The organism is Paenibacillus antibioticophila (genome assembly GCF_000455265.1).
Lineage (GTDB): Bacteria > Bacillota > Bacilli > Paenibacillales > Paenibacillaceae > Fontibacillus > Fontibacillus antibioticophila.
Genome location: NZ_HG005139.1, coordinates 2,693,762 through 2,718,505 on the forward strand (window position 1 = coordinate 2,693,762; position 24,744 = coordinate 2,718,505).

Consider the following 24,744-nt stretch of genomic DNA (forward strand, 5'->3'; position numbering starts at 1 on the left):
CTTTCCGATCAGCCCCTGAACCATTCCATGCTATTTAACTTCCAAAATTGAAGGCATGATATGAGGCGCACGCCCTACTTCCTTCATGAAGTATTTTCTCATACTCTTATGCACCGAACGGAGCCATACCGCTTTATCAAAGGCTTGCTTCTCAGCCATCTTGGCCAGATTCCGCTTCAGCACCGTCTCCGCCCTCCGCAGCAGCGGACGGGCATCCTGCATGTAGACAAAGCCGCGGGTCACGATATCCGGACCGGCCAGAATCTGTCCGGTTTTACCGTCCACCGTCATCACAACGATCACAATACCCTCTTGCGACAGCTCCAGGCGTTCCTCAACCAATTGTTCCTCTTGGGCGCGCATTTCGCCATTGCTCACAAATACTTCGCCCGACGGAATCGTACGGCCGCGCTTGGCCCGGTTCCGGTAGATCGAGACGGTCTCGCCAAGGTTGAGCAGAAATACCCGATCCTCGGTCAAGCCAGTCTGGATCGCGAGATCCTTGTGTCTGAGCAGCATCCGGTACTCCCCATGAATCGGAATGAAGTACTTCGGACGGATAAAGCTCAGCATCAGCTTCAAGTCTTCCCGATTGCCATGACCGGATGTATGAATGTCAAAGATCGAACCGTAAATAACATTCGCATCCGCACGCATCAAAGTGTCAATTACGCGGTTAACGTTTTGACCGTTGCCCGGAATCGGGGAGGACGAGAAGATCACTGTATCGCCCGGATAAATCTGCACCGTGCGATGGGCGCCTGAGGCAATCCGGCTGAGCGCGGCATTGGGTTCGCCTTGGCTGCCGGTACAGACGATCAGGATCTGCCGGTCCTCGTACCGGTCGATGTGCTTCACATCAATCAGCATCCCGTCCGGAATCCGGATATATCCCAGGTCCTGCCCGATGGAGAAGGCCTTGTCCATGCTTCGGCCGATGACCACGATTTTGCGATTGCACAGAATAGCCGCATCAACCACCTGCTGCAGCCGATGAACATTCGAAGCAAAGGTGGCAAACAGGATTCGTCCTTCGCATTGACGGAACGTTTCGAGAATCGAAGTACCGACCTTGCGCTCGGAGGGAGTAAATCCCTCCTTCTCACTGTTCGTACTGTCTGCCAGCAGCGCCAGCACGCCCTCCCCGCCGACCGCGGCCATCTTGAACAGATCAGCCGGCCGGTCCTCCGGTGTAAAGTCGAACTTGAAGTCTCCCGTATGCACTACAGCACCATATGGAGTATCAATCACGATTCCGAAGGCATCGGGAATGCTATGGGTTGTCCGGAAGAAATGAACGGCCAGATGCTGAAACTGAAAACGGTCGCCCTCTTCGTACACATGGAGCTTGACCTCGCCAAGCATCCGATATTCCTCCAGCTTGGCTTTTACAAGTCCAATCGTTAACGGTCCTCCGTATACCGGCACGGACAATTGACGAAGCACAAATGGCAGGGCCCCGATATGATCCTCATGGCCATGAGTCAGAAACAAGCCCTTAATTTTATGACGATTTTCAATCAAATAAGTAATATCAGGAATGATGTAATCAATGCCCGTCAATCGGGACTCCGGAAATTTGAGTCCGGCATCGATAATAATGATTTCATTCTTGTATTCCACACCATACATATTTTTCCCGATTTCCCCCAGCCCACCCAGGGAATACACCCGTACTGGCGGCGGAGAAGAATTGGAACGCCGATTATTTCTGGCAACTTGGGTTGGTTTTTCAGTAGCTTCATTCATGATTCATATAATCTCCTCTGGGAAAAATACAGGATTAACAAAGTGTCCGACATTATTTCAAAAGTCCATGCTGATCAGCAACCGACATCCAACGCTCGGCAATCAAATGATGCCCTGCCGCAGTGGGGTGTACCCCGTCCCACAACCAATAAGCAGGCTCTTTCTGCTTGGCTGCCTCATTGAATCGATCCTGAAGCGGCACATGCACAGCATTAAACTGCTCGGCAAGCTCACGTGTAATGCGTTGATAGCGGCCAAGGAGTGCCTGCCACTCCTCCCACTTGTCCGCCGTAGCGCCAACGGGAAGAATAAACGGCTCGCATAGCATCAGACGGGTCCTCGGCAACACCTCAGCCGTCTCCGCAAGCAAATGCATATAAGCACGCTCGAATCTGTCCGTAGCGCCGCTTGGCTCGCCAGCCATGATTCTCCAGGCATCATTCACTCCGATCAGAATGCTGAGGACCTCGGGCTGCAGACTGATGGCATCCTCATTCCAGCGCGCATACAGATCGGATACCCGATCCCCGCTGACACCGCGATTGACAAAGCTCAAATTCCGCTCGGGATATTTTCCTCCAAGCATGCCTGCAATAATATAAGCGTACCCATGTCCTAAAATATGATTCAAATCCTGCCCGCGATCCCGATTCCCATCGGTAATCGAATCTCCTTGAAACAAAATCAGCCGGTTTTGTGACATCACAATCCACCTCAACAGTTTTATTTCACAGCAACAAAGAACAGCCTTGCGGCATCCTCAATCGGCGCATTCCAGCTAAAGTCGCCATGGCAGGATACGCTTTTGAATCCGCATTGAAGCAGCATCTTCCTGATCCATTCGGGATCATACGCACGCTGGATATGCGTCTCTTCAAATCTTCGGTAGAGGCCGGCTCCCGCTTCTTCTTCTCTTGCAAAAATCGTCAGGTGATGCTCGATCTCATTCCTTTCATCATTCCGTTCACAGGTCCATATGTAAGCCAAGGAGGGCTCATCCCAAATAAAGGGCTGTTCTTCCTCATAGCTGCGCAGCGTGTCCGGGTGATGCACGTCAAAGATAAACGTTCCGCCAGGCTTGAGCGCATTCCAGGTGGCTTGAAAAGTACGGATAACATCCGCTTCCTCCAGCAGATAGTTCATACAATCGCAGAAGGAAATGACCGCATCAACCTGCTCTGGCAAGGTCCATGACGTCATATCCTGCCGGGTCAATTGCAAGCTTCCCTCACGGAACAGCCTTGTTCCCTGTGAAGTACGCTCCAGCTTTTGACGGGCAACAGCCAGCATATCCTCCGACAGGTCAAGTCCAGTTACCTGATAACCGGCGACCGCGAGCGGAATGGCAATACTGCCGGTTCCGCAGCCCAGATCCACCACCGTCCTGGGGCTGCTCGTCTCTGACCACGCATGCTCGGCAAAGGCAATCCATTCCGGATACGGCATGTCCTCCATTAATTCATCGTATACATAAGCAAATTTTCGGTATGCAACCATCGTTCCTTCACCGCTTTCCAGCATACGCCGCAGTGGGCTGCTTACTCTGCTTCGTGATTCTCTTTATCCTTCAAGGCACCTGCAAGATAGGTCCAGTTCTCGCTCTGCGTAACCTTGCCTTCCTTCATCAGCTTGCCTAAAGCCCGTTTAAAGGCGGACTTGCTGATTCCGAACCGCTGCTTGATCAAGTCCGGAGCTGTAGCATCAGAATAAGGCATTCCTCCGCCGGGACGGCTTTCCAGATAGCTGAGAATCCGTTCGGCGTCCTCTCCCATTCCAATTTCTTTGCGGGCGGCCATCGACAGGTTGACCCGTCCGTCCTCGCGAACAAATGCGACTCGAACCTTCACTTGCTCACCAAGCCGCAGCAGTCTCGGGCGTTCCGATGCATGAACCATCCCAATTGCTCCAAAGCCGAGCACGCCTCCGTCCACAATGACAAAGGTACCCATTTGCAGCGGCTTATACACGATGGCTTCCTTCCATTCATCCTTCCAGGATTCGGGTGCATGGAAACAGAGTGGTGCCAGCTCCTGCTCTCCGGCCAATTTGGCCCGCAGCCGTCCTTGCTTGTCATGCTCCATGATGACATACACCCGGTCGCCTACCTTGGGATGCAGTTCCCTCAGCTCGGGCAGTTCACGGATCGGCAGCAAGAGCTGCCGTCCGAGCCCCATCTCAAGGAAGCAGCCCAGACGGGGATGAACATCCGCCACTTCCAGAAGGGCCAGCTCGCCCAGCGTCAGGAAGGGCTTCTTCATCGTTGCCGCAAGCCGGTCCTCTGTGTCATAGAATAAAAATACCTCTACCGTATCTCCGGGCTTTACTTCGCGAGTCAACTCCGAATAATGCAGCAGCACATCCTGTGTTCCTCCGCTGAGGAAGTAACCGTAAGGAGATACTTCTCTGGATACAGGGAGTGAAAGAACCGTACCGGCAATCAGGCTCATACGTTCTCCACGACTTTAGCGTCCGACCACAGACGCTCAATATTGTAATACTCGCGCTCATCGCGATGGAATACATGGACTACGACGTCTCCAAGATCCATCAGAACCCAACGGGCAGAATTCAGCCCTTCGATTCCGCGAATCGTTGCACCGGCCTCCTGCGCCTGTTTACGAATCTCCGTTACAATCGCCTTAACTTGTGTGTCTGAATTCCCGTGGCAGATTACGAAATAATCCGCAATCAGGGATACCCCCTTCAGATCGAGTGTCACGAGATTCATCGCTTTCTTGTCTTCTGCAGCCGCGACTGCAATACGCAGCAATTCATTAGGTGCTACTGCCATTCATTCAACCTCCTGAAAATAGTATTATCGTTCTTTCTGTTCATTCAACTCACGGATCAGGCTATTTCGCGCGATTACCGTTAGCGGAAATATGATCTTCCCTTGCTGTAAGAGAAAAGAAATCGTGGAATCAAAGCCGCAAATCAACGCCTTCTCCAGATTATGCTCAGCCAGCCCCCGGATCTGGTCTACGCCAGGGAAGTTTCGGCCAGGCTCGATATAATCCGCCAGACAGACGATTTTATCCAGCAGTGTCATCTGCTCTCTGCCTGACGTATGGTAGCGAACAGCATTGAGAACTTCTTCATCCCGAATTCCGTATTCCTGCTCCGCGACATAGGCACCGATCTCCGCATGAAGCAATTGCCGGTCATACTGAAGCAATTCCGGCTGCAGCCCATGCTCGAGCATAACTGCCTCCTGCCGCTCCATCGGCCAAAATTTGGCCAGGTCATGCAGCAAGGCTGCCAAATCCGCCTTTTCCGGATCGGCCCCATAACGCTTTGCAAGAGATACGGAGGTTGTCATGACACCCTCGACATGTCTCCAGCGTTTTTCCGGCATTTGGCCGGAAACCATAGTGATCAGTTGTTCACGCGAGTACTTCATACAATCTGCTCCCCATGATATATTCATATACCGGCTCAGGCACCATATAGCGTACGGAGAGTCCGCGGGAGATTCGGGACCGAATCAGACTCGAGGAAATATCAACCAACGGCATATCCGCAAGCATTACAGCATCCCGGATCAGCGGCGGAAGTGTATCCAGCTCCAGGAAGCTTCCGGGACGCTGGAGGCCGATGAACCGGAGCATGCCCACCAATTCTTCAATCCCTTCCCACTTGGGCAAGTAATTCACCATATCTGCGCCGATGATAAAATAGAGCTCCAGATCAGCATGCTCGGAGCGAAGCGCACGGATGGTATCTACCGTATAGGATACCCCGCCCCGGCGCAGCTCAATATCAAGCGGCTTGAAAGCGGGATGACTATGCGTTGCAGCCTTAACCATCTCCAGCCGTTGCTCTCCGCTGCCGCCCGCCTGATGCTTGTGCGGCGGAATATGCGAAGGCATGAACCAGACTTCCTCCAGTCCATATTTCTCCCGTGCTGCCTCGGCTGCCAACAGGTGTCCGATATGGATCGGGTCAAAGGCTCCGCCCATAATACCGATTTTCTTCATATCTCAACTTCCCCTTCCCTGTTAAGCGAGTTCAGAAAGTCGGCTCTTCAGCTGACTTTTTGAATGAACTTCTGTTAAGGGAGCTCGATCTGCTTATAATCCCGGGACTCCTTATACAATACAATCGTTCTGCCGATCAGCTGGACCAGCTCTGCTTCCGCTCCTTCTGCCAATTCTTCCGCAATCCCCTTCGGATCATCAAGATTGTTATTCAGAATTGAGACTTTGATCAGTTCCCGGCGTTCCAGCGCTTCGGAAATGTGGCGGATGATCTGCTCGTTCGTTCCTCCCTTGCCGACCTGAAAGATCGGTTGAAGATGATGAGCAAGGCTCCGTAAATACCGTTTTTGTTTTCCGCTAAGCATGTAGTTCATAACCCCTTAATATTGTTTAATGGTATTCTTTATTTAATTCACCGGCAACTGCAGCTCGCATCTCGGCGACCGGCGCACTGGCTTTTGTCCATAATTCAAAGGCATAAGCACCTTGATAGATAAACATGCCCAGTCCGTTGTGAATCCGGCAGTTCTTTCGCTTCGCCTCCGTAAGCAATACGGTCTCCAGCGGATTGTAAATCAAGTCGCTGACGATGATCCCGGAAGGCAGCCAATCCGGTTCAACAGGGATATCCTCGATATGCGGATACATCCCTACTGTAGTTGTATTAATAATAATGTCTGCTGTTTCCAGGGCACTGCGGACATTATGATATGCACAGGCTGACAGGCTTCCTAGATGTCCCCATTCTGATACCAGTCCCTGAGCCGTCGCCTCCGTCCGGTTCGCGATGGTGAGGCATTTAGGCTTCTCCTGCAGCAGCGCATAAATGATGGCGCGGGAAGCGCCGCCCGCTCCAAGCACAACGATGTTTGCTCCGTTCAGCTTGGCTCCCGTCTCTTCCTTCAACGAGCGCAGATACCCGATTCCATCGGTATTGTAACCGATTAGTCTGCCGTCTTCATGCACTATTGTATTGACAGCGCCAATAGCAGCCGCTGCCGGATCAATCTCGTCAAGATAATCCATCACCCGGATCTTATGCGGCACCGTTACATTTACCCCATGAAACCCGAGCGCCCGAATTCCCTGAATAGCCCTCTCCAATTGATCTGCCTTCACATGTAGCGGGACATAATTTCCAGGGAGACCTGCGGCATGAAGAGCAGCCTGATGCATAACCGGCGATTTGGACTGAATCACAGGATCCCCCATCACTCCAAGCAATAGATTCATGGTTACTCTCCCCCTTATTCCCTGCTAAAATCCTATTTTCCTAGATCAGCGACGGACGCTCCAGCACCTTGACTCCCTTCGGCACATGAACAGCCAATACCGCTCCGCTATCATTATTCACCTTGATCCAGCCCAGGCCGGAAATAAACAGATCCGAGTGCCGGCCCTTTGGTATCCGGAAGTCATGTCTAGTCCACTCAGGCAGCTTCTCCAGACTGCTTCGGTTCGGCGGAGACAGAAGCTCTCCGGCATGCTCCGCATACAGCTCGTCGGCCCGTTCCAGCTTGGTCCGATGCAGCGGAATACGGCTGCTTGCGAAGAAGGTGAAGGACTGACGCTCGCCCTGGATAAAATCAAAGCGGCCAAACCCGCCCAAGAATAAGGTCTGTCCTTCATTTAACTGGTATACCGCCGGTTTAAGAGGCTTATCCGGCATGATCACGCTCAGGTCCTGCGGACTAACCAGCTCGCTATATCGGGAAGGATACACGATCCCAGGCGTATCGATAATCGACTTGCCGTCATCCAGCGGGATATGAACCATATCCAGCGTGGTTCCCGGATATCTCGACACGGTAAGCTCCTGATCCAGATCGCTGTAATCCCGGATCAGCCTGTTGATCAGCGTAGACTTCCCTACATTGGTAGCACCAACTACATAGACATCACGGTCTCCCCGGTAGAGCGACAGCATCTCCAGCAGGCGGTCAAACCCGCTGTTCTGCTTGGCACTGCACAGCACAACGTCGACCACCTTCAAGCCCATCTCTTTGGCTTCCTTCTGCACCCAGTTCCTAATCTTGTTCCAGTTCGTAACCTTTGGCAGCAGGTCGGTCTTGTTCACGGCAAGCAATACCGGGTTGTTGCCGATAAATCGCTGCAAGCCGGAAATAACGCTTCCATGGAAATCAAACAAATCCACGATGTGGATAACAAGCGCATCCTTGCTTCCAATCTGCCCAAGCAGCCGAAGAAATTCATCCTGCTGCACCGTCACAGATGAAGATTCATTATAGTTCTTAATCCGGAAGCACCGCTGACAGATAACGGGCTCACGTTCCAAAGCCTGTGCCGGAACATAGCCCGGCTTGTCCTGTGCTTCCGTCTGCAGCTTGATGCCGCAGCCGCTGCAATGGGCTGCGTCCCTTCTATTTTGCAGATCCGTCATTTATGTTTGTCCTCCTCAAGCCATAATCCAGACTTCCCCAGCCGGGACTTCACGATACGTTCCAGACGCCGATTGATGCGTGTGCCGAATCCTTCATCCTGAACCGAGATCGGCAGCACAAGCACTGTAAAGAGCCCCTGGCGATTGCCGCCGTATACATCCGTCATCAATTGGTCCCCTACCATGATCGTCTCCTTCGGACTAAGCCCCATCAGCTTCATTCCTCGAAGGAATGAAGCTCCGGTCGGCTTTTTGGCTTTATGGACGAACTCAATATCTAAAGGGGTAGCAAATTTGGATACCCTGTCCAGATTATTATTGGATACGATCACAAGTTTAAATCCGATTTTCTTGACCTTCTCGAACCAATCCACCAGCTCTGGCGTGGCAAGCGGAGCCTTCGCCCCCACCAGCGTATTGTCAAGATCCGTTATAATTCCGCGGTAACCCTGTTCATATAGACCTTCAAGATCAATATCGAACACATGATTCACCCGCAGCTTAGGCATAAAAATCTCAAACAAATTTTGTTCACCTCAGTTTTTTACATACGACAAACTATACCATATTCTACCCTGAACTTCCTTATATTTATCTTCTTTTGCCTGTATTGCGGAATAATTCTTTGCTCAAATCTCTTACATGCCGCCAGCGCTCTTCCCCATATGCATCCCGGCTGTAGCTTGCCAGCTCGAATTCCTGCAGCAAGTCGTCCAGAATCGAAGACAAATTAGGATTGGCAGCACTCCAATGGGCAAAGGTCTCTCTTAGGGTCTCTTCCTCGCTTCGTTCAAACCCTCTCCACCTCAGGGCACGAACAACCCGCATCGTCTCCAGAACGGTTTTCTCAGCTGCCGATAGCTTGTGGCCGATTCGCATCCGCATGAAAACAAAATACAGAGAGGAACGGAAACGGTACACTGCCCAGACCAGGATAACCGCTGCTGAAATCATCGAGATGATCCGAAGCACTTGGGGTGAGACACGATCCATAAAGCCGCCGCTTGCCGCTTTATGATCCGACATGTCAGGCTGTTCTATATCTGCAAATGCTACTACACTGTCGTCCTGCTTGTACAATACCGGGGCGTTGAATCCAGGCGTAGGCTCAAAAGGAATCCAGCCATAATCGCCAAAGTGCAGCTCCACCCAGGAATGAGCATCGGCGTTGTTGACCTGATAGGCCATCCCCCGCTCCGGGAATCTATCCAGTGTCTCCGGGCTCGGCTGGCTGCCCGGTGCGTACCCCTTTACCCAGCGCGCCGGAATGCCGAGTGTTCGTGCCATCATGACCATAGATGTGGAGAAGTAATCACAATATCCCTGCTGGATTTCAAACAAAAAGCTATCCACAAAATCGTCGCTTTGTTTACGGGATATATCAGGCTTGTTTGTATATTCGAAATTTTGCCGCAAATAAGCCTGCAGAAGCTCCATCTTCTTGTAAGGGGTATCCCCCTCCGAGGTAATCTGTTCTGCCAATAGGCGAACCCGCTCCGGAAAGTCCGAAGGCACCTGCAGATACTGTTCATCCCGTGAACCTTCGGGGTACAGCTCCTGATATGCGGCTTCACGCACCTCTTCCAGCGGAATCAGCGGAATATTGGCAGTGATGGCGTATCTTCTTGGATAGAGACGTGTTGGCTCAGCACTGCTGGACAGTACAGCCACATGAGATGGATCCCAGCGCAGCTCCGCCTCCTCCGGATACCAAGTAGCACTTGAGCTAAAGGACGCGGAAGACTCCTCATCCAGATACTCTACCTTCGCGATCGCATACCCGCCGAACAAAATCGGATAAATCTGCTCGTTCTGCATCGTAATTGTCTGTACAACCTGCATGGTCTCGGTCTTCGGCGCAGGGTCATTCAGCAGAAACTCTTCACTTCCGCCTCCGCCCCTATTATTTCTGCCTTCGCTTAAGTAATCCAGCCAGCCTGTGCCTGTGTATAACCGGCGAGTCTCTCCCTGCCAATAGGATCTTACGGAAGAGTCGACGGACATCACCGGACTATAGCTGAATTCAAAGCCGCCGCCAAGCTCCTGATCATCTCTGCTATAACCGGACACAACCACAGCTTGTTCAAAGTTGGGAGCAAGGGTCGAAATGGACGATGTAGCCGTCTCTACTGTCCCTTCGCCTCCGCCGCTGCCGCTATTTCGGTTCACCCAGGCCGTATACGGGTCTGTTAACAGCGGCGATACCGTAGGCATATTGGTTCCGATTAACAGAACACAGGCAAATACGACAATGATATTGCCGGCAATTTGTAATGGATGACTTTTCAATACGCCCCAGCCTTGAGGAAATTTCAATTGATACTCTCGGAAATGACAGCCGGCCAGCCAGCTTAAGCCTGCAAATACGATCCATGCTACGTTCATCCATAAATGGTAAGGTGTGAAAGAATCCAGAGCAGCAAATACAATAAGATGGCCTGCTAAAAACAGCATAATCCGAGCTTTCCCCTTCACCGCCATCAGGATAAGCTCAAAAAGAAACCAGGCAGCAAGCGAAAACCATATATAGGGCTGGAACGATAATGACATATCACGCAACTGGTCAGGGTAGAGCGGCCCGCTCGGAGTGTATACTCCATACCCCACCAGGACCACTCTCCAGGAGGCCATTACAACAATTAGCTTCATCGTCCAGCGCCAGCCCGCTTGAAGCGGAAGGAGCTCCACTGCTCCCACGATCAGCAAAGTAACCGTAACAAGTGTCGTTGTTGCCTGAAACCATAGCGGAACCGTAAAATCAATCCACTGAAAAGCAATAATCCAGATGCAAATAACGGATAGAATATGATACCAGGAATAGGTGCGCTCAGAAAGCTTCATTGAACACCACCTCCAAGCGCCGCAGGCAGTTCGGACAGCGAGGATACGGAAATCCCCCGAATCCCCCGCTCATGCAGCATGCTCTTAACTAGGCTTTTACGAGTAGAACCCGTCGTGCTGGCAGCAATATGAATGTGATATGGCGTCATGTGATGACTTTTGGCCCAACGCAGAATGGAGAATAAGTTCTCGTCGCTTAGCGGACTGATCAGAATAAAAAAGGCTCCTGGTGATTGCAGCATCCTTGCCTTCTCCAGCTTCGGGATATGCGAGCCGTATCCGTCGGCATGAATATCCACCAAATGATGCAGCATCTCAAGGCGCTCCAGGTGCCCCTCGGAAGGCGAAAAGCCTCTAAAGTCTTTGCCCAGTGTGCACAATCCCATATTAATCCGCTGTCTTGCGCCAAATTCAAGGAGCGAGGCGGCGGTAGATACCGCGAGTTCAAATTGTTCAGGCTTCATATAGCCGATGGAATGCCCGTCCAGCACAAGGAATGTCTTCGGGAGCGACTCATGCTCGAACTCCTTGGATTTCCAGGTGCCTGTCTTGGCGGTTGCGTTCCAATGAATCCTTGAAATCCGGTCACCGTACACATAGTCCCGCACCCCGTTAATCTGGGTCGTCTCTCTCCGCGACATAGATACCGCCGTTTCTGTCCCGGCAAGCCGAGAGTTCCGGCTCTGCAATTGCCAATGAGGAATGAAGATGGTGCGCGGAAGAATCCGGAATTCGCCTCCAGCCATAAAGCTGCTCTTATGCTTCATCCATCCGAAGATGTCTTCGGAATAGCATTCCGTATCCTCAAAGCTGTATCTGCCTCGCTCCAGTGGAGGGGTCTGATAGGCCAACGTGCTGTTTCTCTGCATTCTTGGAATGATACTCTCCTGAAACACCCACGCATCCCCATTATGCCTGTGCAAATGCTCCTTAAGCACAATATAGGGAAGCGGAAGGAACCGCGGTGTCTGAATTTCGAGGCGTATCTGAACCGCGTCACCGGCCTTCAGCAAAACAGAGCGTTCTCCGTCTACAGACAAGCTTCTTGTCCCTCGAATTCTGCGCATGCCTCCCCAGCCTCCTATAATCCAGTAGCACGATAAGACGAGGGTCATGGCCAGCAGCATCAAAGATGTTTTGCCCCCCTGGAACAATACATACAGCAAGCAAATGATCCAAAGAGAGGCCATTTTCCAAAAATTAAAGGAAGACAATTCCGCTTTGACAGCTCCCATTACGGTACGCATAGCTTATATTCCCGCGCTAACCGGAACCTGAATCTGCAACAGAATCTGCTGCACGATCTGTCCGGCATTCCGGCTGTCCAGCCGGGCTTCCGGCCGAAGCAATATGCGGTGTCCGAGTACATAAGGAGCAAGCACCTTGATATCATCCGGCAAAGCATAATCACGCCCCCGCAAGAATGCGTAAGCTCTCGCAGCATTCATGAAAGCGAGCGATGCGCGCGGCGAGGCCCCCAGCAGGACAGACTCATGGCTCCGGGTTCTTCTCACGATTTCCAATAGATAGTCAGTCAGAGCATCGCTGATATGCACCTGGGTAATCTCTTGTTGGATTCTCGCGATATCAACCATATTCGTCACCGGGCGAAGCTGATCAACCGGCTGTCCGGCAGCATGCGAACGAAGCATGCTTTTCTCGGTAGCCGCGTCCGGATATCCCATGCTGATCTTCAACATGAAACGATCCAGCTGCGCCTCAGGAAGCAAATATGTACCTTCAAAATCAATCGGATTCTGAGTCGCACATAGCATGAAGGGCACCGGCAAGTCATAGGTCACCCCATCCGCCGTCACGCTTCTCTCTTCCATTACTTCAAGCAGTGCCGATTGCGTCTTGGTTGTGGCACGGTTGATCTCATCCGCAAGCAAAATATTGGTCATGACCGGCCCCGGACGGAAAACAAAGCGTTCCTCATGCGGGTGAAACACAGATACACCTGTTATATCGCTTGGTAATATATCCGGATTACACTGGATTCGTCTGTATTCTCCGTCCATGGATTTGGCCAGAGCCTTGATTAATTGCGTCTTTCCCGTACCGGGAACATCCTCGATTAAGACATGTCCTCCGGCAAGAAGGGCGGTAAGCAATAGATTAATCTCAAAGGTTTTCCCTAATATGCATGATTCCAGATTGCTCTTGACCGCGTTCAGCGCTGAAATTGACTGCTCGTCGATTGGCATGCTCTATCCCTCCAGGCGTTTAGTCATCTTGTCGCTCTATGCTGAATTGTACCGATGTGTACTAGTTCTATTGTACATGATGATTCCTATGGAAGTAAAAAAAAACAGACCGCATCTTCGGGCAAAATTCCTGCCTCCAGACACAGTCTGCTGCTCATTTCGTCTTCATAATGCTCATCCCTTCGGCCTTACAACCAAAGCGGCCAGAAAGGAGAAAATAATAGCCGCCGAAATCCCTGCGCTCGTCACATCGAATATTCCCGTTATGACGCCAATCCAGCCGTCGCGGTGCAATTCGGTCAAGGCACCGTGAACAAGAGAGTTGCCGAAGCTTGTGATCGGCACTGAGGCTCCGGCTCCGGCAAACTTCACAAGCGGGTCATACCAACCCAGAGCATCCATGACTGCGCCGATCACGACAAGTGTGCTCATTGTATGAGCCGGCGTTAACTTGAAAATATCAAACATGATCTGACCCACCACACATATTAATCCCCCAACGACAAAAGCCCAGAAATAGATCATATTTAGTTTTCACCCCTTTCAATAGAGACTGCGTGGGCAATGCACGGGATACTTTCCCCTTGCTGATATGACAGTGGAGACATCAAGGCTCCGGTCGCAGCGATCAGTACCCGATTTAATTCCCCCCGCTTCATCCTCTTTAAAATATGACCGTAGGTTACGACCGCCGAGCAACCGCAGCCGCTGCCTCCTGCAAACACAAAGGGCTGCTTCTCCCGGTCATAGATCATCAACCCGCAGTCATTAAAGGCCGTCTTTTCCATGGTGACTCCATCCTGCTTCAGCAGATCGCTGACGATGGCATGTCCGACAGAAGCCAGATCGCCTGTCACAATGAGATCATAGTCCTCCGGCGTTCGGCCGGTATCCTTGAAATGCGCGACTAATGTATCCGCTGCCGCCGGAGCCATGGCCTCTCCCATATTAAAGGGATCCTTGACACCAAGATCCTGGATTTTTCCGATCGTTGCATGGGTTATTCGCGGGCCTGAACCAGATGAAGCCACGACCGCTGCTCCGGAGCCAGTAATCGTATACTGGGCTGTTGGCGGCTTCTGCGATCCATACTCCGTAGGATATCTGAACTGCTTCTCCGCTGTGCAGTTATGGCTTGCTGTCGCCGCCAGCGCATACTGTGCGCCGCCTGCATCCACCACCATCGCCGCTACCGCCAGACTTTCCATCGAAGTGGAGCAGGCTCCGAATACGCCAAGATAAGGCGCTCCGATGGTCCGCGCCGCGAAGGTCGCGCTGATAATCTGATTCATCAGATCACCTCCGACAAACAGCTGCAGTTGGTCCTTGGAGATTCCGGCATGTACCAGGGCTAATGACGAGGCATGCTCGAGCAGCTTGCGCTCCGCCTTCTCCCAGGTTTTCTCGTCAATTTCAAGATTGTCGTATACGAAGTCAAAATCAGAAGTAAGGGGACCTTGCCCCTCTTCCGGGCCGACGACGGTCGCCGCGCCGAGAATGACTGGCTTGGATTTGAACTCCCAGGTCTGGGCGCCGATCAGCATCAATGATTCCCCCCAAGTCCGAAGATCACATGAATCACGCCAATGATGAAAGCGGCGACAACCCCGAACACAATGACCGAGCCGGCCAGCTTGAACATGCTTGCCCCCACGCCCAGAACAAGCCCTTCTGCTTTGGCTTCCAGTGCCGAGGAGCACATGGAATTCGCAAAACCGGTTACCGGAACTGCCGAGCCCGCTCCAGCCCATTGGGCGATTTTATCGTAAATTCCGAAACAGGTGAGGATAACGGATATAATGATCAGCACCGCGACAGTGGGGCTGCTTGCCTCCTTCGACGACATTCCGGCAAAAGTCATAAACAGTTGCTGGATGCACTGGCCAATCAGGCAAATCGTACCGCCAACGAGAAATGCTTTCAGACAATTGGCGAGCACTTTGGGCTTCGGCTTATGTTTTTTCGCGATCTGCTTATATTCTTGTTCTGTCAGCGACGTAGAACTCAGCTTCATTCTGGCGCCGGGTTTTGATTTTGCTGGCACAGGCGCTCCTCCTTTTCGGGCCTCAATTCTTTCCTGAGCTGTATATACATTATTCGCTCCTAATGGCTTTGTTATGTTTCGGAAATGTTTACCACTTGATTCCAGCAAAAAAACCGGCGTCCCCGAGTGGAGCACGCCGGTTTTCGGTTGATGAAAATCGCTTGAATCACAGCAGCTGCAAAATAATGACCAATAAGATAAATAGTATGATAATTAGAAGCCAATCCTTGGAATGCCTTTCGAGCATGGCTTGAGCGCCTCCCTGAAACGGTGTAATGCGTGGTGAATTGATGTATTATATGTAGAGTGCGTCCTATTGGTGCCCACGCATCGTAGACAATCTAATTAGGGCGGTACATACTGAGTAGCATGGAAGGAGAGAACGATGATGAATACCCAAACAAGAGAACTTTTTAAGCAATTAACGGAGTTTCCTGCCGCACCCGGCTTTGAACGGGAATTGCGCAGCTGGTTTAAGGAACGGATGTCCGCTTATACGAGCGAATTTGTCCAAGACCGGCTTGGAAGCCTGTTCGGAGTGCTTCGCGGTGATGATCAGGGGCCGCGTGTTATGGTTGCCGGACATTTTGATGAGGTAGGCTTTATCACAACTAGTATTACTGACAATGGCATGGTGAAATTTCAGCCGATCGGCGGCTGGTGGAGCCAGGCTGTTCTGGCCCAGCGTCTGCAGATCATTACGCCTAAAGGACGCATTATCGGTATAGTAGGCTCCACACCGACACATTTGCTGGATGAAGCCCAGCGCAGCAAGCCTGTAGATCTCAAGACCATGTATCTGGATGTTGGAGCTGACAGCCGCCAGGAAGCCGAGGAGGCAGGGATTACTCCAGGTCAACAGATCGTGCCGATCTGCGAATTCACTCCTATGATTAACCCTAAGAAAATTATGGCTAAAGCCTGGGATAACCGCTATGGCGTCGGCCTAGCTCTGGAAGTAATGGAAGCCCTCCATAAGGAACAGCTTCCGAACACTTTATATTGCGGCGCAACTGTTCAGGAAGAGCTGGGACTGCGGGGAGCGCGGACATCTGCCAACCTGATTCAGCCCGATATTTTCCTCGGTATGGATGCAAGTCCTGCGAACGATACAACAGGTGATAAATCCGCCTTCGGTCAGTTGGGACAAGGGGCATTGCTACGGATTTATGATCCGACGATGCTGACCCATCGCGGAATGGTGGAGTATATTCGTGATACGGCGGATACCCACAAGATTAAATATCAATACTTTGTCTCCCAAGGCGGTACGGATGCCGGACAGGTCCATTTGAGCGGTATCGGGGTGCCTTCCGCGATTATCGGTATTTGTTCCCGCTACATTCATACTTCCTCATCCATCATTCATACCGATGACTATGAGGCTGCCAAGGAACTGATGATCAAGCTCATTAAGGGGCTGGACCGCACCACGCTCAACACCATTTTGGAGAACAGCTAATCTGTGCAAAATAGGGGCCTTCGGCAAGACATGATCTTGCTGGAGGCTTTGTAGCAGCTATCATAAGAAGGCGCGTTAGGGGGCAACGTGTGAAGAATCGCTATGATCGCTGTTGTTCGGGGATTTCTTTAATTGAATTAAGTTCACTCTTTTGTACGAATTTTCGTATATACCTGCTCCTTGATGCCATCGACTGGAAGAGTTTGAACGATATTTCGTACAAATTACCCTCGTCCCCTCGTTCCACGGGCGATTTTATACGATATTTCGTTCAAAATCCTGGATTCGGGCGGTGCGGGAGTGATATTGTGCGATTTTTCGTATAAAAATCCGGCAACACTGGGCATTTGATTTGACGACCTTTCGGGACAATACTAGTCAAGGTTTTTGTAAGGTTGGAGGTCGGGTGAATTTCCCTCGCTCCTCATTTGATCTTGAAAGCCGTAGTGGACGCAAGAAACCAAGGATTCAAGCGAGAGTAGGCCGCTTAGCTCCTTGGTTTCTATATGAATATCGCTCTATTTTGTTATTAAAGCCTCACTTCTCCTTGTACCTGCATCCTAAGAGATTAGCTCTCCAGAATGACAACACCTCGTCCAGGAACGGTAACTGAACCCGATACGGAGGAATGCGCAAGCAGGTCCTGCCGCGGACTGTCCCCGATATTTACCTCTGCTGCTTCAGCACTGTGATTCAGCAGGAATAAATATTCTTTGCCATCCTTTACACGACGGGCCGTCTCTACACCTTCCGGCGCCCGTTCCGGCAGCAGCCCCTTAATCCCCTTTTCTTCACACAGATTTGCGAGGAAGCTCTCCATAAACGCTTCATCCGGGCTGCTAGCTACATAATAGGCTTTACCCGATCCAAAATGGTTGCGGGTTAATACCGGCATACCTTGATAGAAATCCTGGCCATATTCCGCCAGTACCTCTGCTCCTTCTGAATGGATGAGATCGCAGAGCACACCGCACTCATAGGTGCCTGACAGGCCGTTCCAGTCCTGCTTCATGACGATTTCATTCTTCTGATCCGGGAATAACGCATCAATTTCCTCCGCCCAGATACCAAGTAAAGAGCGGAGCTCTCCCGGATATCCTCCTGTCGTCACCAGATCATTCTCATTCACTATGCCGCTGAAGAAGGTTGTGACAAAGGTGCCGCCAGCCGATACAAATTGCTCCGCACGATTTGCAAAGCCTGGCTTCACCATATACAGCACCGGCGCAATCACAATATCGTATTTGCTTAAATCCTCTTCAACCGAGACCATGTCCGCCTCTACGTTCATCTTGAATAAAGCATCATAATACTTATGCACTTCATTCACATAGTTCAACGCAATGGTCGGACCGCTTGATAATTCAAGAGCCCAGCGATTCTCCCAATCATATACAATGGCCACTCGAGCCTGAGTCCGCGCATCCAGGAGCTTATCGCCGAGAGACTGCAATTCTTGTCCCAGCTCCGCACATTCGCGGAATACCCGGGTATGCTCGTGGCCGACATGCTCAATCACAGCACCGTGATATTTCTCGCAGGCTCCGATAGAGCGACGAAGCTGGAAGAACATCACTGTATCTGCGCCGCGCGCCACCGCCTGATAGCTCCACAACCTCATCACGCCAGGCCGCTTCAAGGAATTATAAGGCTGCCAGTTCTGCTGGCTTGGCGTCTGTTCCATCAGCATGAACGGATCTCCGCTCTTCAATCCGCGCATCAGGTCATGCGTCATTGCCGTGAAGCTGACCGGCGTATTCAAGGACGGATAGTTATCCCAGGATACGATATCCATATGCTTGGCCCACTCGAAGTAGTCCAGCTCCGGATAGAAGCCCATCAGATTCGTCGTCACCGGAATATCCGGTGTATGCTTCTTCAATTCAGCCTGTTCCAGCTTGTAGCATTCCAACAGACTGTAGGACATGAACCGGCGGTAATCCAGCGAAATTCCTTGGAAATTCGTACGATTGCCTCCCCATTCCTCACTCAGTTCATTAGGAACGACGATCTCGTCCCAATCATAGAAAGTGTGCCCCCAGAAGCGGGTATTCCAAGCCTTATTCAGCGCATCTAGAGTACCATAACGTTCCTTGAGCCAGGTGCGGAAGCCTGCTGCACAGTTCTCACAATAGCAGTAGCCGCCATACTCATTGGACACATGCCAGATCAGGAGACCCGGATGATCTTTATACCGCTCGGCAAGCTTGGCAGCGATCTGAACAGAGAATTTTCTGTAGGAAGGAGAATTGGGACAGGAATTATGCCGTCCTCCAAACTTGCGCTTCCGGCCTTGAACATCCACACGCAGTACGTCCGGATATTTTCTCGCCATCCAGGCAGGATGAGCGCCTGTACTGGTTGCAAGACAAATATATACGCCTTCCTTATACAATCGGTCCATCGTTTCATCCAGAACAGAAAAGTCAAATGTATCTTCATCGGGTTGAGTTAACGCCCAGGAGAAGACATTCACCGTCGCAACATCAATCCCGGCGAGCTTGAACATCCGCTCATCCTCTTTCCAGATTTCGCGGTCCCATTGCTCTGGATTATAGTCTCCGCCATACCAGATTTTAGGCAGCTTTTGATTGATCAATCCAAGCACATCCTTTATTATGTGATATAATTATAATCCCATTGTAAATCAGTTAGATATCGCTTTATATATAATAAATTTGAATAGCTATATAATAATATGGAGCATCTTTCAGGAGGTATAATATATGTCAATTCCAGCTTACCGCCGCTTTGTCTTCCCCTCCTCTGCCAATCCGCATCTACCCCTTATCGTTGAGAGCATCGGCTGTAATCCGGATCAGGAGAAGGTGAACAGGCCGGAAGGTTATCCTTGCTACCACTGGCTTCAAACCGATGACGGAGAGGGCAGAATCACGTATGGCGGCGAGTCGATTATACTGAAGACGAATAGCGGCATACTGCTTCCTCCAGGGATGCCCCATGCCTATGAAGCGATTGACCGAAATAAGTGGGGGACGTATTACCTTACTTTTGGCGGAGAAGCGGCCGGAGCCATCTTGTCCGCCTATGCTATTCACGAGCCTGCACGTTTTGATTGGGAAAGCGACTCCATCCTGTCTGATATTCTGGCGTCTATTGTAGAGCAGCTTCAACTAGGCAACGATCCCTTCGGGCTGGAGGTCTCTTCAGCCGCTTACCGCTTTCTGGGATTGCTGAGCAAGTATGGTCAAGCAAGCCGAATTCCTGTTACCCGGGGGATTGAAAAGCTGCAGCCTCTACTGACCTGGATCAACGAAAATTATGATAATCCTGATATAGGTCTGGATACACTGGCGGAAGTGCTGAATACTTCCGGACGTCATCTGAATCAATTATTTCAGTCCATATTCGCGATCTCTCCCTATGCTTATCTAATCCAACACAGGATACACAAAGCAAAGGAGCAGCTTGCCGGACAACCCGACCTAACGGTTATCCAGATTGCCGGTAAGAGCGGATTTCGGGATGCCAGTCACTTCGTAGCGACCTTTCGCAGGCATACCGGTATGACCCCCCAGCAATTTCGCAAGCTGCACATTTAAATACTATAAGTGCGTGTTCAAAAAGTCGGCTTTTCAGCACCGAGAAGGTTGCGAGAACCTGAAGAAGGAGGAACGGAGTGTAGGCGAACCCTACATGAGTACCGGACTTCTAGGGTGAACGCAAGATTCGATGTCGAATCAACCTCTTGTACTACTTCGTGATCAAAAGATGACTTTTTGAACAACCTCTATAAGATATTGTTAATGCACTTAATCATCTAGGGTTACATTCACACAGCATCCTGGCTCCATTTTGAAACGGTCATCCTGCCATTCCAGCGTGCCTTTGCCAGCAACGGCTATTCTCAGCTTCTTGCCCGCATACCGGATATGACACCACCCGCTGCGGGAAGACGTTACTCGAGCGAGGGTTAATTTCCCTTCCTCCCACGCGATATCGACGGTATATCCTCCCCTTGCCCGAATTCCCTCCACACAACCATTGGGCCAGGCTGCAGGCAAAGCCGGGAGAAGATGAATGTCATCCAGATGGCTCTGCATCAGCATCTCGGCGATGCCGGATACTCCACCGAAATTACCGTCAATTTGGAACGGCGGGTGATCATCAAACAGATTCGGATAGGTGGATCTGGCGAGCAAGGTGTGCACAAATTTGTACGCCTGCTCACTGTCCGCGAGCCGGGCATACAGATTGATCAACCACGCACAGCTCCAGCCGGTATGTCCACCACCGCTTGCAATGCGCTGCTCCAGCGATTTGCGGGCCGCTTCCGCAAGTTCCGGCGTATGCTCAGGCGTAATCGCATTTCCCGGATAAAGGCCATATAAATGGGATACATGCCGATGCCCCGGCTCTGCTTCAGGGAAGTCCTCCAGCCATTCTCTAAGCCGTCCGTCCGGAGCGACCTCAGGCTTGGCAAGCTTCTCCAGCACCCTGCGGACTGATTGAGCCCACTCGCTATCCATGTCCAGTAGGTTAGCCGCTTGGATACAGTGCTCAAGCAGTTCCCGGATCAGCGATAAATCCATCGTGGAACCGGCGTTAACACTGCATGCTTCTCCTTGAGCGGTCAGGAACTTGTTCTCGGGTGATGTGGAAGGCGCCGTAACGAGCCGCCCGGCAGGATCCTCGATCAGCCAGTCCAGACAGAACTCCGCCGCCCCCTTCATCAGCGGATAAGCTTCATCCCGCAAAAAATCAAGATCCTTTGAATAAGCATATCGCTCCCACAGATGTCCGCACAGCCATACTCCGCTCATCGGCCAGAACGCCCAGCTGGCATCTCCGTCACTCGGTGTCGAGGTTCTCCACAGATCCACATTATGATGTGCGGTCCAGCCCCTTGCCCCATAATGGACCTTGGCCGTTCTTGCTCCTGAAATGCTCAGATCCTTGATCATATCAAATAGCGGCTCATGGCATTCGGGCAAGTTGCCTACTTCGGCCGGCCAGTAATTCATTTCTACATTGATATTTGTTGTGTAATTACTGTTCCATGGCGGTTGCATGTGAGGATTCCAGATGCCTTGAAGGTTGGCAGGCTGAGTGCCCGGCCTTGAGCTGGCCATCAATAAATAGCGTCCATATTGAAAATACAGGGCCTCGAGTGCCGGGTCTTCTTCTCCCTCCCGATAGCGAACCAATCGTTCATCTGTGGGCAGCTCCGATATAGCCGATGATCCGAGATCCAAATATACGCGGGAAAAGAGGGCTCGATGATCATCCAGATGCCTGTTCAACAATTCCTCATAGCCTTTGACGACAGCAGCATCCAGCCAATCGAGACATCTCTGGCGGAGCTGTTCTTCCGAAATGCCTCCCGGCACAACATCAAATCCGGCGAAATCGGTAGCCGCTGTAAACAGAATCAGAACCGAGCCGGCTTCAGATACGCGAATCTCATTCCCTTCCTGTGCTACACTTCCACCCTCTGCCAGAACCCTTATATGGGCCTGAAAGGATAGCCCTCTTCCATCCTCATAGAGAATGGATTGCGGATGGTCGCCCCTGTAATTGTCGGCGATATGGCTGGGGGCCTTCCCTTTCATGACCAATGTCTCCTGGCTGCCCGCTTCAATCTGATGCTGCAGCAGGGAATCCATGGTAATACGCAGGCTTAACGAGCCTTCTATGGAGGTGTATCTCAACACCATGACCTGATCCACCGCGCTGATGAATCCCTCGCGCTCGAAGCGCTGTCCCCCGCCGGAATATTGAACAGATGCCAGACCCGTCTGCAAATCCAGCTCACGGCTATACTCCCCGACCGTCTCCATGCCGAACTGCTGTATCCGCAAGTTCCCTAGCGGCTGATAGGATTCCGTACGCCGCCCAAGCATACGCAGATTAATTAACTCCTCAGCCTCTTTGTATTTCCCGGAAAATATCAATTCCCGGGCACTCTTTAAATGACGTAGAGCATCATAGTTTTGCGTATCTCTTGGAACTCCCGACCATAAGGTATCTTCATTTAAGGCTATAATCTCCTCTTGAAGTCCCCCATAGACCATCGCTCCAATTCGGCCATTGCCGATCGGCAATGCTTCTTCCCAACGGGCGGCAGGCTGCTTGTACCACAGTCTCCAATTTCCTTGTTTCCGGTGGTTTTCGCTCACGGTGTACTCCTCCACTCCTATAACTTAAGGAAAAGACCCGTTGAACCCGGGCCTTTTCCTTTGTATTTGAACTATTAGATTTATTGTACATCCTTACCTGTGAAGAGCGATACTCTCTTCTTCACAAGCGCTGTATATTCCGCTTCCATTTCTTTAGCGCCGGCTTTATCCAGCTCGGCAAGGAAGTCGTCAAAGACCTTGTCGAATTGGTCTGGCTTAGCCAATACGGCTTCCGGAATCCGTTTGCGGATAATGTCTTGTGTCTTTTGGTAGATTACTTGATAATCGCCATCGGTTGGAACCGGCATGTTGTACAGAGCGCCCCATTCCTTCGGCTCAAAATCGCTTTCTTGCGGGAACAGATCCTTCCAGGTCGTGGCGCCGTAAGCAGCCAAGGTTTCTTTTTCAGCTTCAGTATACCCCGCAACGATTTGTTCAGGGAAGTTCGTCGTGTAGTAATTGCCTGATGGATCCTTCACACCGTCGCCATAATACACCGTAAATGCTCGGTACAAGCTGATACCGGATTCTTTATTAAAGTTGTTGGCATCGTTCACTTTTCTATCCTGAATTTCTTGCGGAACTACGCGAACGCCATTCTCAACATTGTAGTGCTTGCCTTCAATACCCCAGTTCATCAGCACTTGACCTTCATCAGATGCGAGCCAATCCAGGAATTTGATCAGGCGCACCGGATCTTTACAAGCCGTCGTAATCGCGATACCGGAGCCATCGAGACCAGCAGACTGGAAGGAATGGTCTACATAATCTTCATTCAGCGTAACCGGGAAGTGAGCGTAAGTGTACTCATCCTTGCCTGCTGCCTTCAGAGCGTTCTCACCATCCTGGTATTCCCATTCCTGACTGATCAAGCCAAGCACGCGGCCGCTGGCAATTTTCGCTTTGTATTGGTCGTCTTTTTGTACGAAGGTTTCCTTGTCAAGCAGTCCTTCATTGTACATATGGTTCAACCAGCGGAAGTATTCTTTTTCCTCAGGACGCTTGTAGTGCAATTGCGCTTCATAGGTCTCAGGGTTTACATAGTATTCGCCATCATCCGGAGCACCAGTTGTCAGGAAGGCTGGGTTTGTTACAGTGATCATGATCTTCCAGTCATCGGCATTCAATGTAAGAGGAATCGTAGGTTGTCCATCGGTCTCAGGATATTTTTCCTTATACTTTCTGAGAATATCCTCAAAATCCTTCACTGTGCGGATTTCAGGGTAGCCGAATTCCTTCAGGACGCGCTGCTGAATTTCAAAACCGCCGGTTGCATCAAAGGATTGCTGATCAACGCCCATATTCGTAGTAATTTGATAAATCGAAGGGTCCTCATTACTGTATTTCATGCGATTCATATTATCGCCCAATATCTTCTTGATGTTAGGGGCATGTTTTTCAATCAAATCAGTCATATCCATAATGAGTCCGGCGTCCACAAGCTTCGACAAGCTGCCCTTGGCGAAAATAAAGTCAGGCACATCGCCGCTAGCCGTCATAAGCGCGATTTTTTGTTCGCCGCCGCCGCTGCCTACATCGTATTCAGCTTGAATCGTAACGCCGGTTTTTTCAGTGATGACTTTACCTACTTCATCCTGCATATTGTTCCAGTTCGGACTCGCGTCCGCACCGAAGAAGGTGAAGGTAATCGGGCTGGTATCTTCCGCCGCGTTTTGCGAATTTTCCGCATTATTGCCAGTGTTGCCTGTGCTGCCTGTGTTGCTTGAAGCGTTGTTGCCGGAGTTGCCGCAACCGCCGATAAGCAACGTAGTGGCCAGCAAGAGAGCTGCAAAGGTTTTTGGAGTTTTCCACTTCATGTCTACTTTCCCCCTGATTCATTATTTTTGATGCATATCGTATATCAGGCATGGCCTGTTTATACCGTGGTTTATCTGCACGCCTTGTCAAGTAAGGGCTTACATA

At 51.0% G+C, this 24,744-nt stretch carries 22 protein-coding genes; 2 read left to right on the forward strand and 20 right to left on the reverse strand.

Annotated features, from left to right (window positions below):
- Positions 1-30 precede the first annotated feature (30 nt).
- From rnjA to spoVAC, 17 genes are all read right to left on the reverse strand, one after another.
- Positions 31-1,749, reverse strand: a complete 1,719-nt coding sequence (rnjA, locus tag TX85_RS12425) for a ribonuclease J1 (RefSeq protein ID WP_044479410.1) — start codon at positions 1,747-1,749, stop codon at positions 31-33.
- 52 nt (positions 1,750-1,801) lie between these two features.
- A complete protein-coding gene (locus TX85_RS12430) occupies positions 1,802-2,452 on the reverse strand; it encodes an SGNH/GDSL hydrolase family protein (RefSeq protein WP_081671708.1) in 651 nt (216 codons plus the stop codon).
- Positions 2,453-2,472: 20 nt separating this feature from the next.
- Positions 2,473-3,246, reverse strand: coding sequence for a class I SAM-dependent DNA methyltransferase (locus TX85_RS12435; protein WP_044480037.1), 774 nt, complete (start codon positions 3,244-3,246; stop codon positions 2,473-2,475).
- A 41-nt stretch (positions 3,247-3,287) separates the two neighbouring features.
- Positions 3,288-4,196: a CvfB family protein gene (locus tag TX85_RS12440; RefSeq protein WP_044479414.1), complete on the reverse strand. Its 909-nt coding sequence runs from the start codon at positions 4,194-4,196 to the stop codon at positions 3,288-3,290.
- The gene (gene rsfS / locus TX85_RS12445; protein WP_044479415.1) at positions 4,193-4,540 is read right to left on the reverse strand and encodes a ribosome silencing factor; all 348 of its coding nucleotides are present in this window, start codon (positions 4,538-4,540) and stop codon (positions 4,193-4,195) included. Before rsfS ends, TX85_RS12440 begins: the two co-directional genes overlap by 4 nt.
- Before the next feature lie 24 nt (positions 4,541-4,564).
- A complete protein-coding gene (yqeK, locus tag TX85_RS12450) occupies positions 4,565-5,149 on the reverse strand; it encodes a bis(5'-nucleosyl)-tetraphosphatase (symmetrical) YqeK (protein WP_044479416.1) in 585 nt (194 codons plus the stop codon).
- On the reverse strand, positions 5,133-5,726 hold the full coding sequence (locus TX85_RS12455; RefSeq protein WP_044479418.1) for a nicotinate-nucleotide adenylyltransferase: 594 nt from the start codon (positions 5,724-5,726) through the stop codon (positions 5,133-5,135). The genes yqeK and TX85_RS12455 overlap by 17 nt, the downstream gene beginning before the upstream one ends.
- A 74-nt stretch (positions 5,727-5,800) precedes the next feature.
- On the reverse strand, positions 5,801-6,091 hold the full coding sequence (gene yhbY, locus TX85_RS12460) for a ribosome assembly RNA-binding protein YhbY (RefSeq protein ID WP_044479419.1): 291 nt from the start codon (positions 6,089-6,091) through the stop codon (positions 5,801-5,803).
- 25 nt (positions 6,092-6,116) lie between these two features.
- On the reverse strand, positions 6,117-6,959 hold the full coding sequence (aroE, locus tag TX85_RS12465) for a shikimate dehydrogenase (RefSeq protein WP_044479420.1): 843 nt from the start codon (positions 6,957-6,959) through the stop codon (positions 6,117-6,119).
- 40 nt (positions 6,960-6,999) lie between these two features.
- Positions 7,000-8,127 (reverse strand): ribosome biogenesis GTPase YqeH, encoded by a 1,128-nt coding sequence (gene yqeH / locus TX85_RS12470; protein ID WP_044479421.1) that lies wholly within the window; start codon positions 8,125-8,127, stop codon positions 7,000-7,002.
- Positions 8,124-8,651 carry a YqeG family HAD IIIA-type phosphatase gene (locus TX85_RS12475; protein ID WP_044479422.1) on the reverse strand — a complete coding sequence of 176 codons (528 nt, stop codon included), beginning with the start codon at positions 8,649-8,651 and terminating at the stop codon, positions 8,124-8,126. Before TX85_RS12475 ends, yqeH begins: the two co-directional genes overlap by 4 nt.
- Before the next feature lie 67 nt (positions 8,652-8,718).
- On the reverse strand, positions 8,719-10,968 hold the full coding sequence (locus TX85_RS12480) for a DUF4129 domain-containing transglutaminase family protein (RefSeq protein ID WP_044479423.1): 2,250 nt from the start codon (positions 10,966-10,968) through the stop codon (positions 8,719-8,721).
- On the reverse strand, positions 10,965-12,035 hold the full coding sequence (locus TX85_RS12485; RefSeq protein WP_316244885.1) for a DUF58 domain-containing protein: 1,071 nt from the start codon (positions 12,033-12,035) through the stop codon (positions 10,965-10,967). The genes TX85_RS12480 and TX85_RS12485 overlap by 4 nt, the downstream gene beginning before the upstream one ends.
- Positions 12,036-12,218: 183 nt before the next feature.
- Positions 12,219-13,175, reverse strand: a complete 957-nt coding sequence (locus TX85_RS12490) for an AAA family ATPase (protein WP_044479425.1) — start codon at positions 13,173-13,175, stop codon at positions 12,219-12,221.
- A 174-nt stretch (positions 13,176-13,349) separates the two neighbouring features.
- Positions 13,350-13,700, reverse strand: a complete 351-nt coding sequence (spoVAE, locus tag TX85_RS12495; protein ID WP_044479426.1) for a stage V sporulation protein AE — start codon at positions 13,698-13,700, stop codon at positions 13,350-13,352.
- Positions 13,701-13,702: 2 nt separating this feature from the next.
- On the reverse strand, positions 13,703-14,719 hold the full coding sequence (gene spoVAD / locus TX85_RS12500; protein ID WP_044479427.1) for a stage V sporulation protein AD: 1,017 nt from the start codon (positions 14,717-14,719) through the stop codon (positions 13,703-13,705).
- On the reverse strand, positions 14,719-15,189 hold the full coding sequence (gene spoVAC / locus TX85_RS12505; protein ID WP_044480038.1) for a stage V sporulation protein AC: 471 nt from the start codon (positions 15,187-15,189) through the stop codon (positions 14,719-14,721). The genes spoVAD and spoVAC overlap by 1 nt, the downstream gene beginning before the upstream one ends.
- Positions 15,190-15,607: 418 nt before the next feature.
- Here spoVAC and TX85_RS12510 point away from each other — a divergent pair, with 418 nt between their 5' ends.
- Positions 15,608-16,681 (forward strand): M42 family metallopeptidase, encoded by a 1,074-nt coding sequence (locus TX85_RS12510; RefSeq protein ID WP_044479428.1) that lies wholly within the window; start codon positions 15,608-15,610, stop codon positions 16,679-16,681.
- Between the two features lie 568 nt (positions 16,682-17,249).
- Here the strand turns inward: TX85_RS12510 and TX85_RS12515 are convergent.
- Positions 17,250-19,280, reverse strand: coding sequence for a beta-galactosidase (locus TX85_RS12515; RefSeq protein ID WP_044479429.1), 2,031 nt, complete (start codon positions 19,278-19,280; stop codon positions 17,250-17,252).
- Between the two features lie 127 nt (positions 19,281-19,407).
- Between TX85_RS12515 and TX85_RS12520 the strand changes: the two genes are divergently transcribed.
- Positions 19,408-20,244, forward strand: coding sequence for an AraC family transcriptional regulator (locus TX85_RS12520; protein WP_044479430.1), 837 nt, complete (start codon positions 19,408-19,410; stop codon positions 20,242-20,244).
- A gap of 210 nt (positions 20,245-20,454) precedes the next feature.
- Here TX85_RS12520 and TX85_RS12525 read toward each other — a convergent pair whose 3' ends face one another.
- Positions 20,455-22,821, reverse strand: a complete 2,367-nt coding sequence (locus tag TX85_RS12525; protein ID WP_044479431.1) for a glycoside hydrolase family 95 protein — start codon at positions 22,819-22,821, stop codon at positions 20,455-20,457.
- 80 nt (positions 22,822-22,901) lie between these two features.
- On the reverse strand, positions 22,902-24,638 hold the full coding sequence (locus tag TX85_RS12530) for an ABC transporter substrate-binding protein (protein ID WP_044479432.1): 1,737 nt from the start codon (positions 24,636-24,638) through the stop codon (positions 22,902-22,904).
- Between the last annotated feature and the right edge of the window lie 106 nt (positions 24,639-24,744).

Bases quoted from the DNA above. Each gene is read 5' to 3' on its own strand.
- TX85_RS12485 (WP_316244885.1), bottom strand. From the start codon at position 12,035: ATGCGCAGAATTCGAGGGACAAGAAGCTTGTCTGTAGACGGAGAACGC.
- yqeK (WP_044479416.1), bottom strand. From the start codon at position 5,149: ATGAAGTACTCGCGTGAACAACTGATCACTATGGTTTCCGGCCAAATG.
- spoVAE (WP_044479426.1), bottom strand. From the start codon at position 13,700: ATGATCTATTTCTGGGCTTTTGTCGTTGGGGGATTAATATGTGTGGTG.
- TX85_RS12520 (WP_044479430.1), top strand. From the start codon at position 19,408: ATGTCAATTCCAGCTTACCGCCGCTTTGTCTTCCCCTCCTCTGCCAAT.
- spoVAC (WP_044480038.1), bottom strand. From the start codon at position 15,189: ATGAAGCTGAGTTCTACGTCGCTGACAGAACAAGAATATAAGCAGATC.
- TX85_RS12530 (WP_044479432.1), bottom strand. From the start codon at position 24,638: ATGAAGTGGAAAACTCCAAAAACCTTTGCAGCTCTCTTGCTGGCCACT.
- spoVAD (WP_044479427.1), bottom strand. From the start codon at position 14,719: ATGCTGATCGGCGCCCAGACCTGGGAGTTCAAATCCAAGCCAGTCATT.
- yhbY (WP_044479419.1), bottom strand. From the start codon at position 6,091: ATGCTTAGCGGAAAACAAAAACGGTATTTACGGAGCCTTGCTCATCAT.
- rnjA (WP_044479410.1), bottom strand. From the start codon at position 1,749: ATGAATGAAGCTACTGAAAAACCAACCCAAGTTGCCAGAAATAATCGG.
- TX85_RS12430 (WP_081671708.1), bottom strand. From the start codon at position 2,452: ATGTCACAAAACCGGCTGATTTTGTTTCAAGGAGATTCGATTACCGAT.
- aroE (WP_044479420.1), bottom strand. From the start codon at position 6,959: ATGAATCTATTGCTTGGAGTGATGGGGGATCCTGTGATTCAGTCCAAA.
- TX85_RS12455 (WP_044479418.1), bottom strand. From the start codon at position 5,726: ATGAAGAAAATCGGTATTATGGGCGGAGCCTTTGACCCGATCCATATC.
- TX85_RS12480 (WP_044479423.1), bottom strand. From the start codon at position 10,968: ATGAAGCTTTCTGAGCGCACCTATTCCTGGTATCATATTCTATCCGTT.
- TX85_RS12490 (WP_044479425.1), bottom strand. From the start codon at position 13,175: ATGCCAATCGACGAGCAGTCAATTTCAGCGCTGAACGCGGTCAAGAGC.
- TX85_RS12435 (WP_044480037.1), bottom strand. From the start codon at position 3,246: ATGGTTGCATACCGAAAATTTGCTTATGTATACGATGAATTAATGGAG.
- rsfS (WP_044479415.1), bottom strand. From the start codon at position 4,540: ATGGCAGTAGCACCTAATGAATTGCTGCGTATTGCAGTCGCGGCTGCA.
- TX85_RS12440 (WP_044479414.1), bottom strand. From the start codon at position 4,196: ATGAGCCTGATTGCCGGTACGGTTCTTTCACTCCCTGTATCCAGAGAA.
- yqeH (WP_044479421.1), bottom strand. From the start codon at position 8,127: ATGACGGATCTGCAAAATAGAAGGGACGCAGCCCATTGCAGCGGCTGC.
- TX85_RS12510 (WP_044479428.1), top strand. From the start codon at position 15,608: ATGAATACCCAAACAAGAGAACTTTTTAAGCAATTAACGGAGTTTCCT.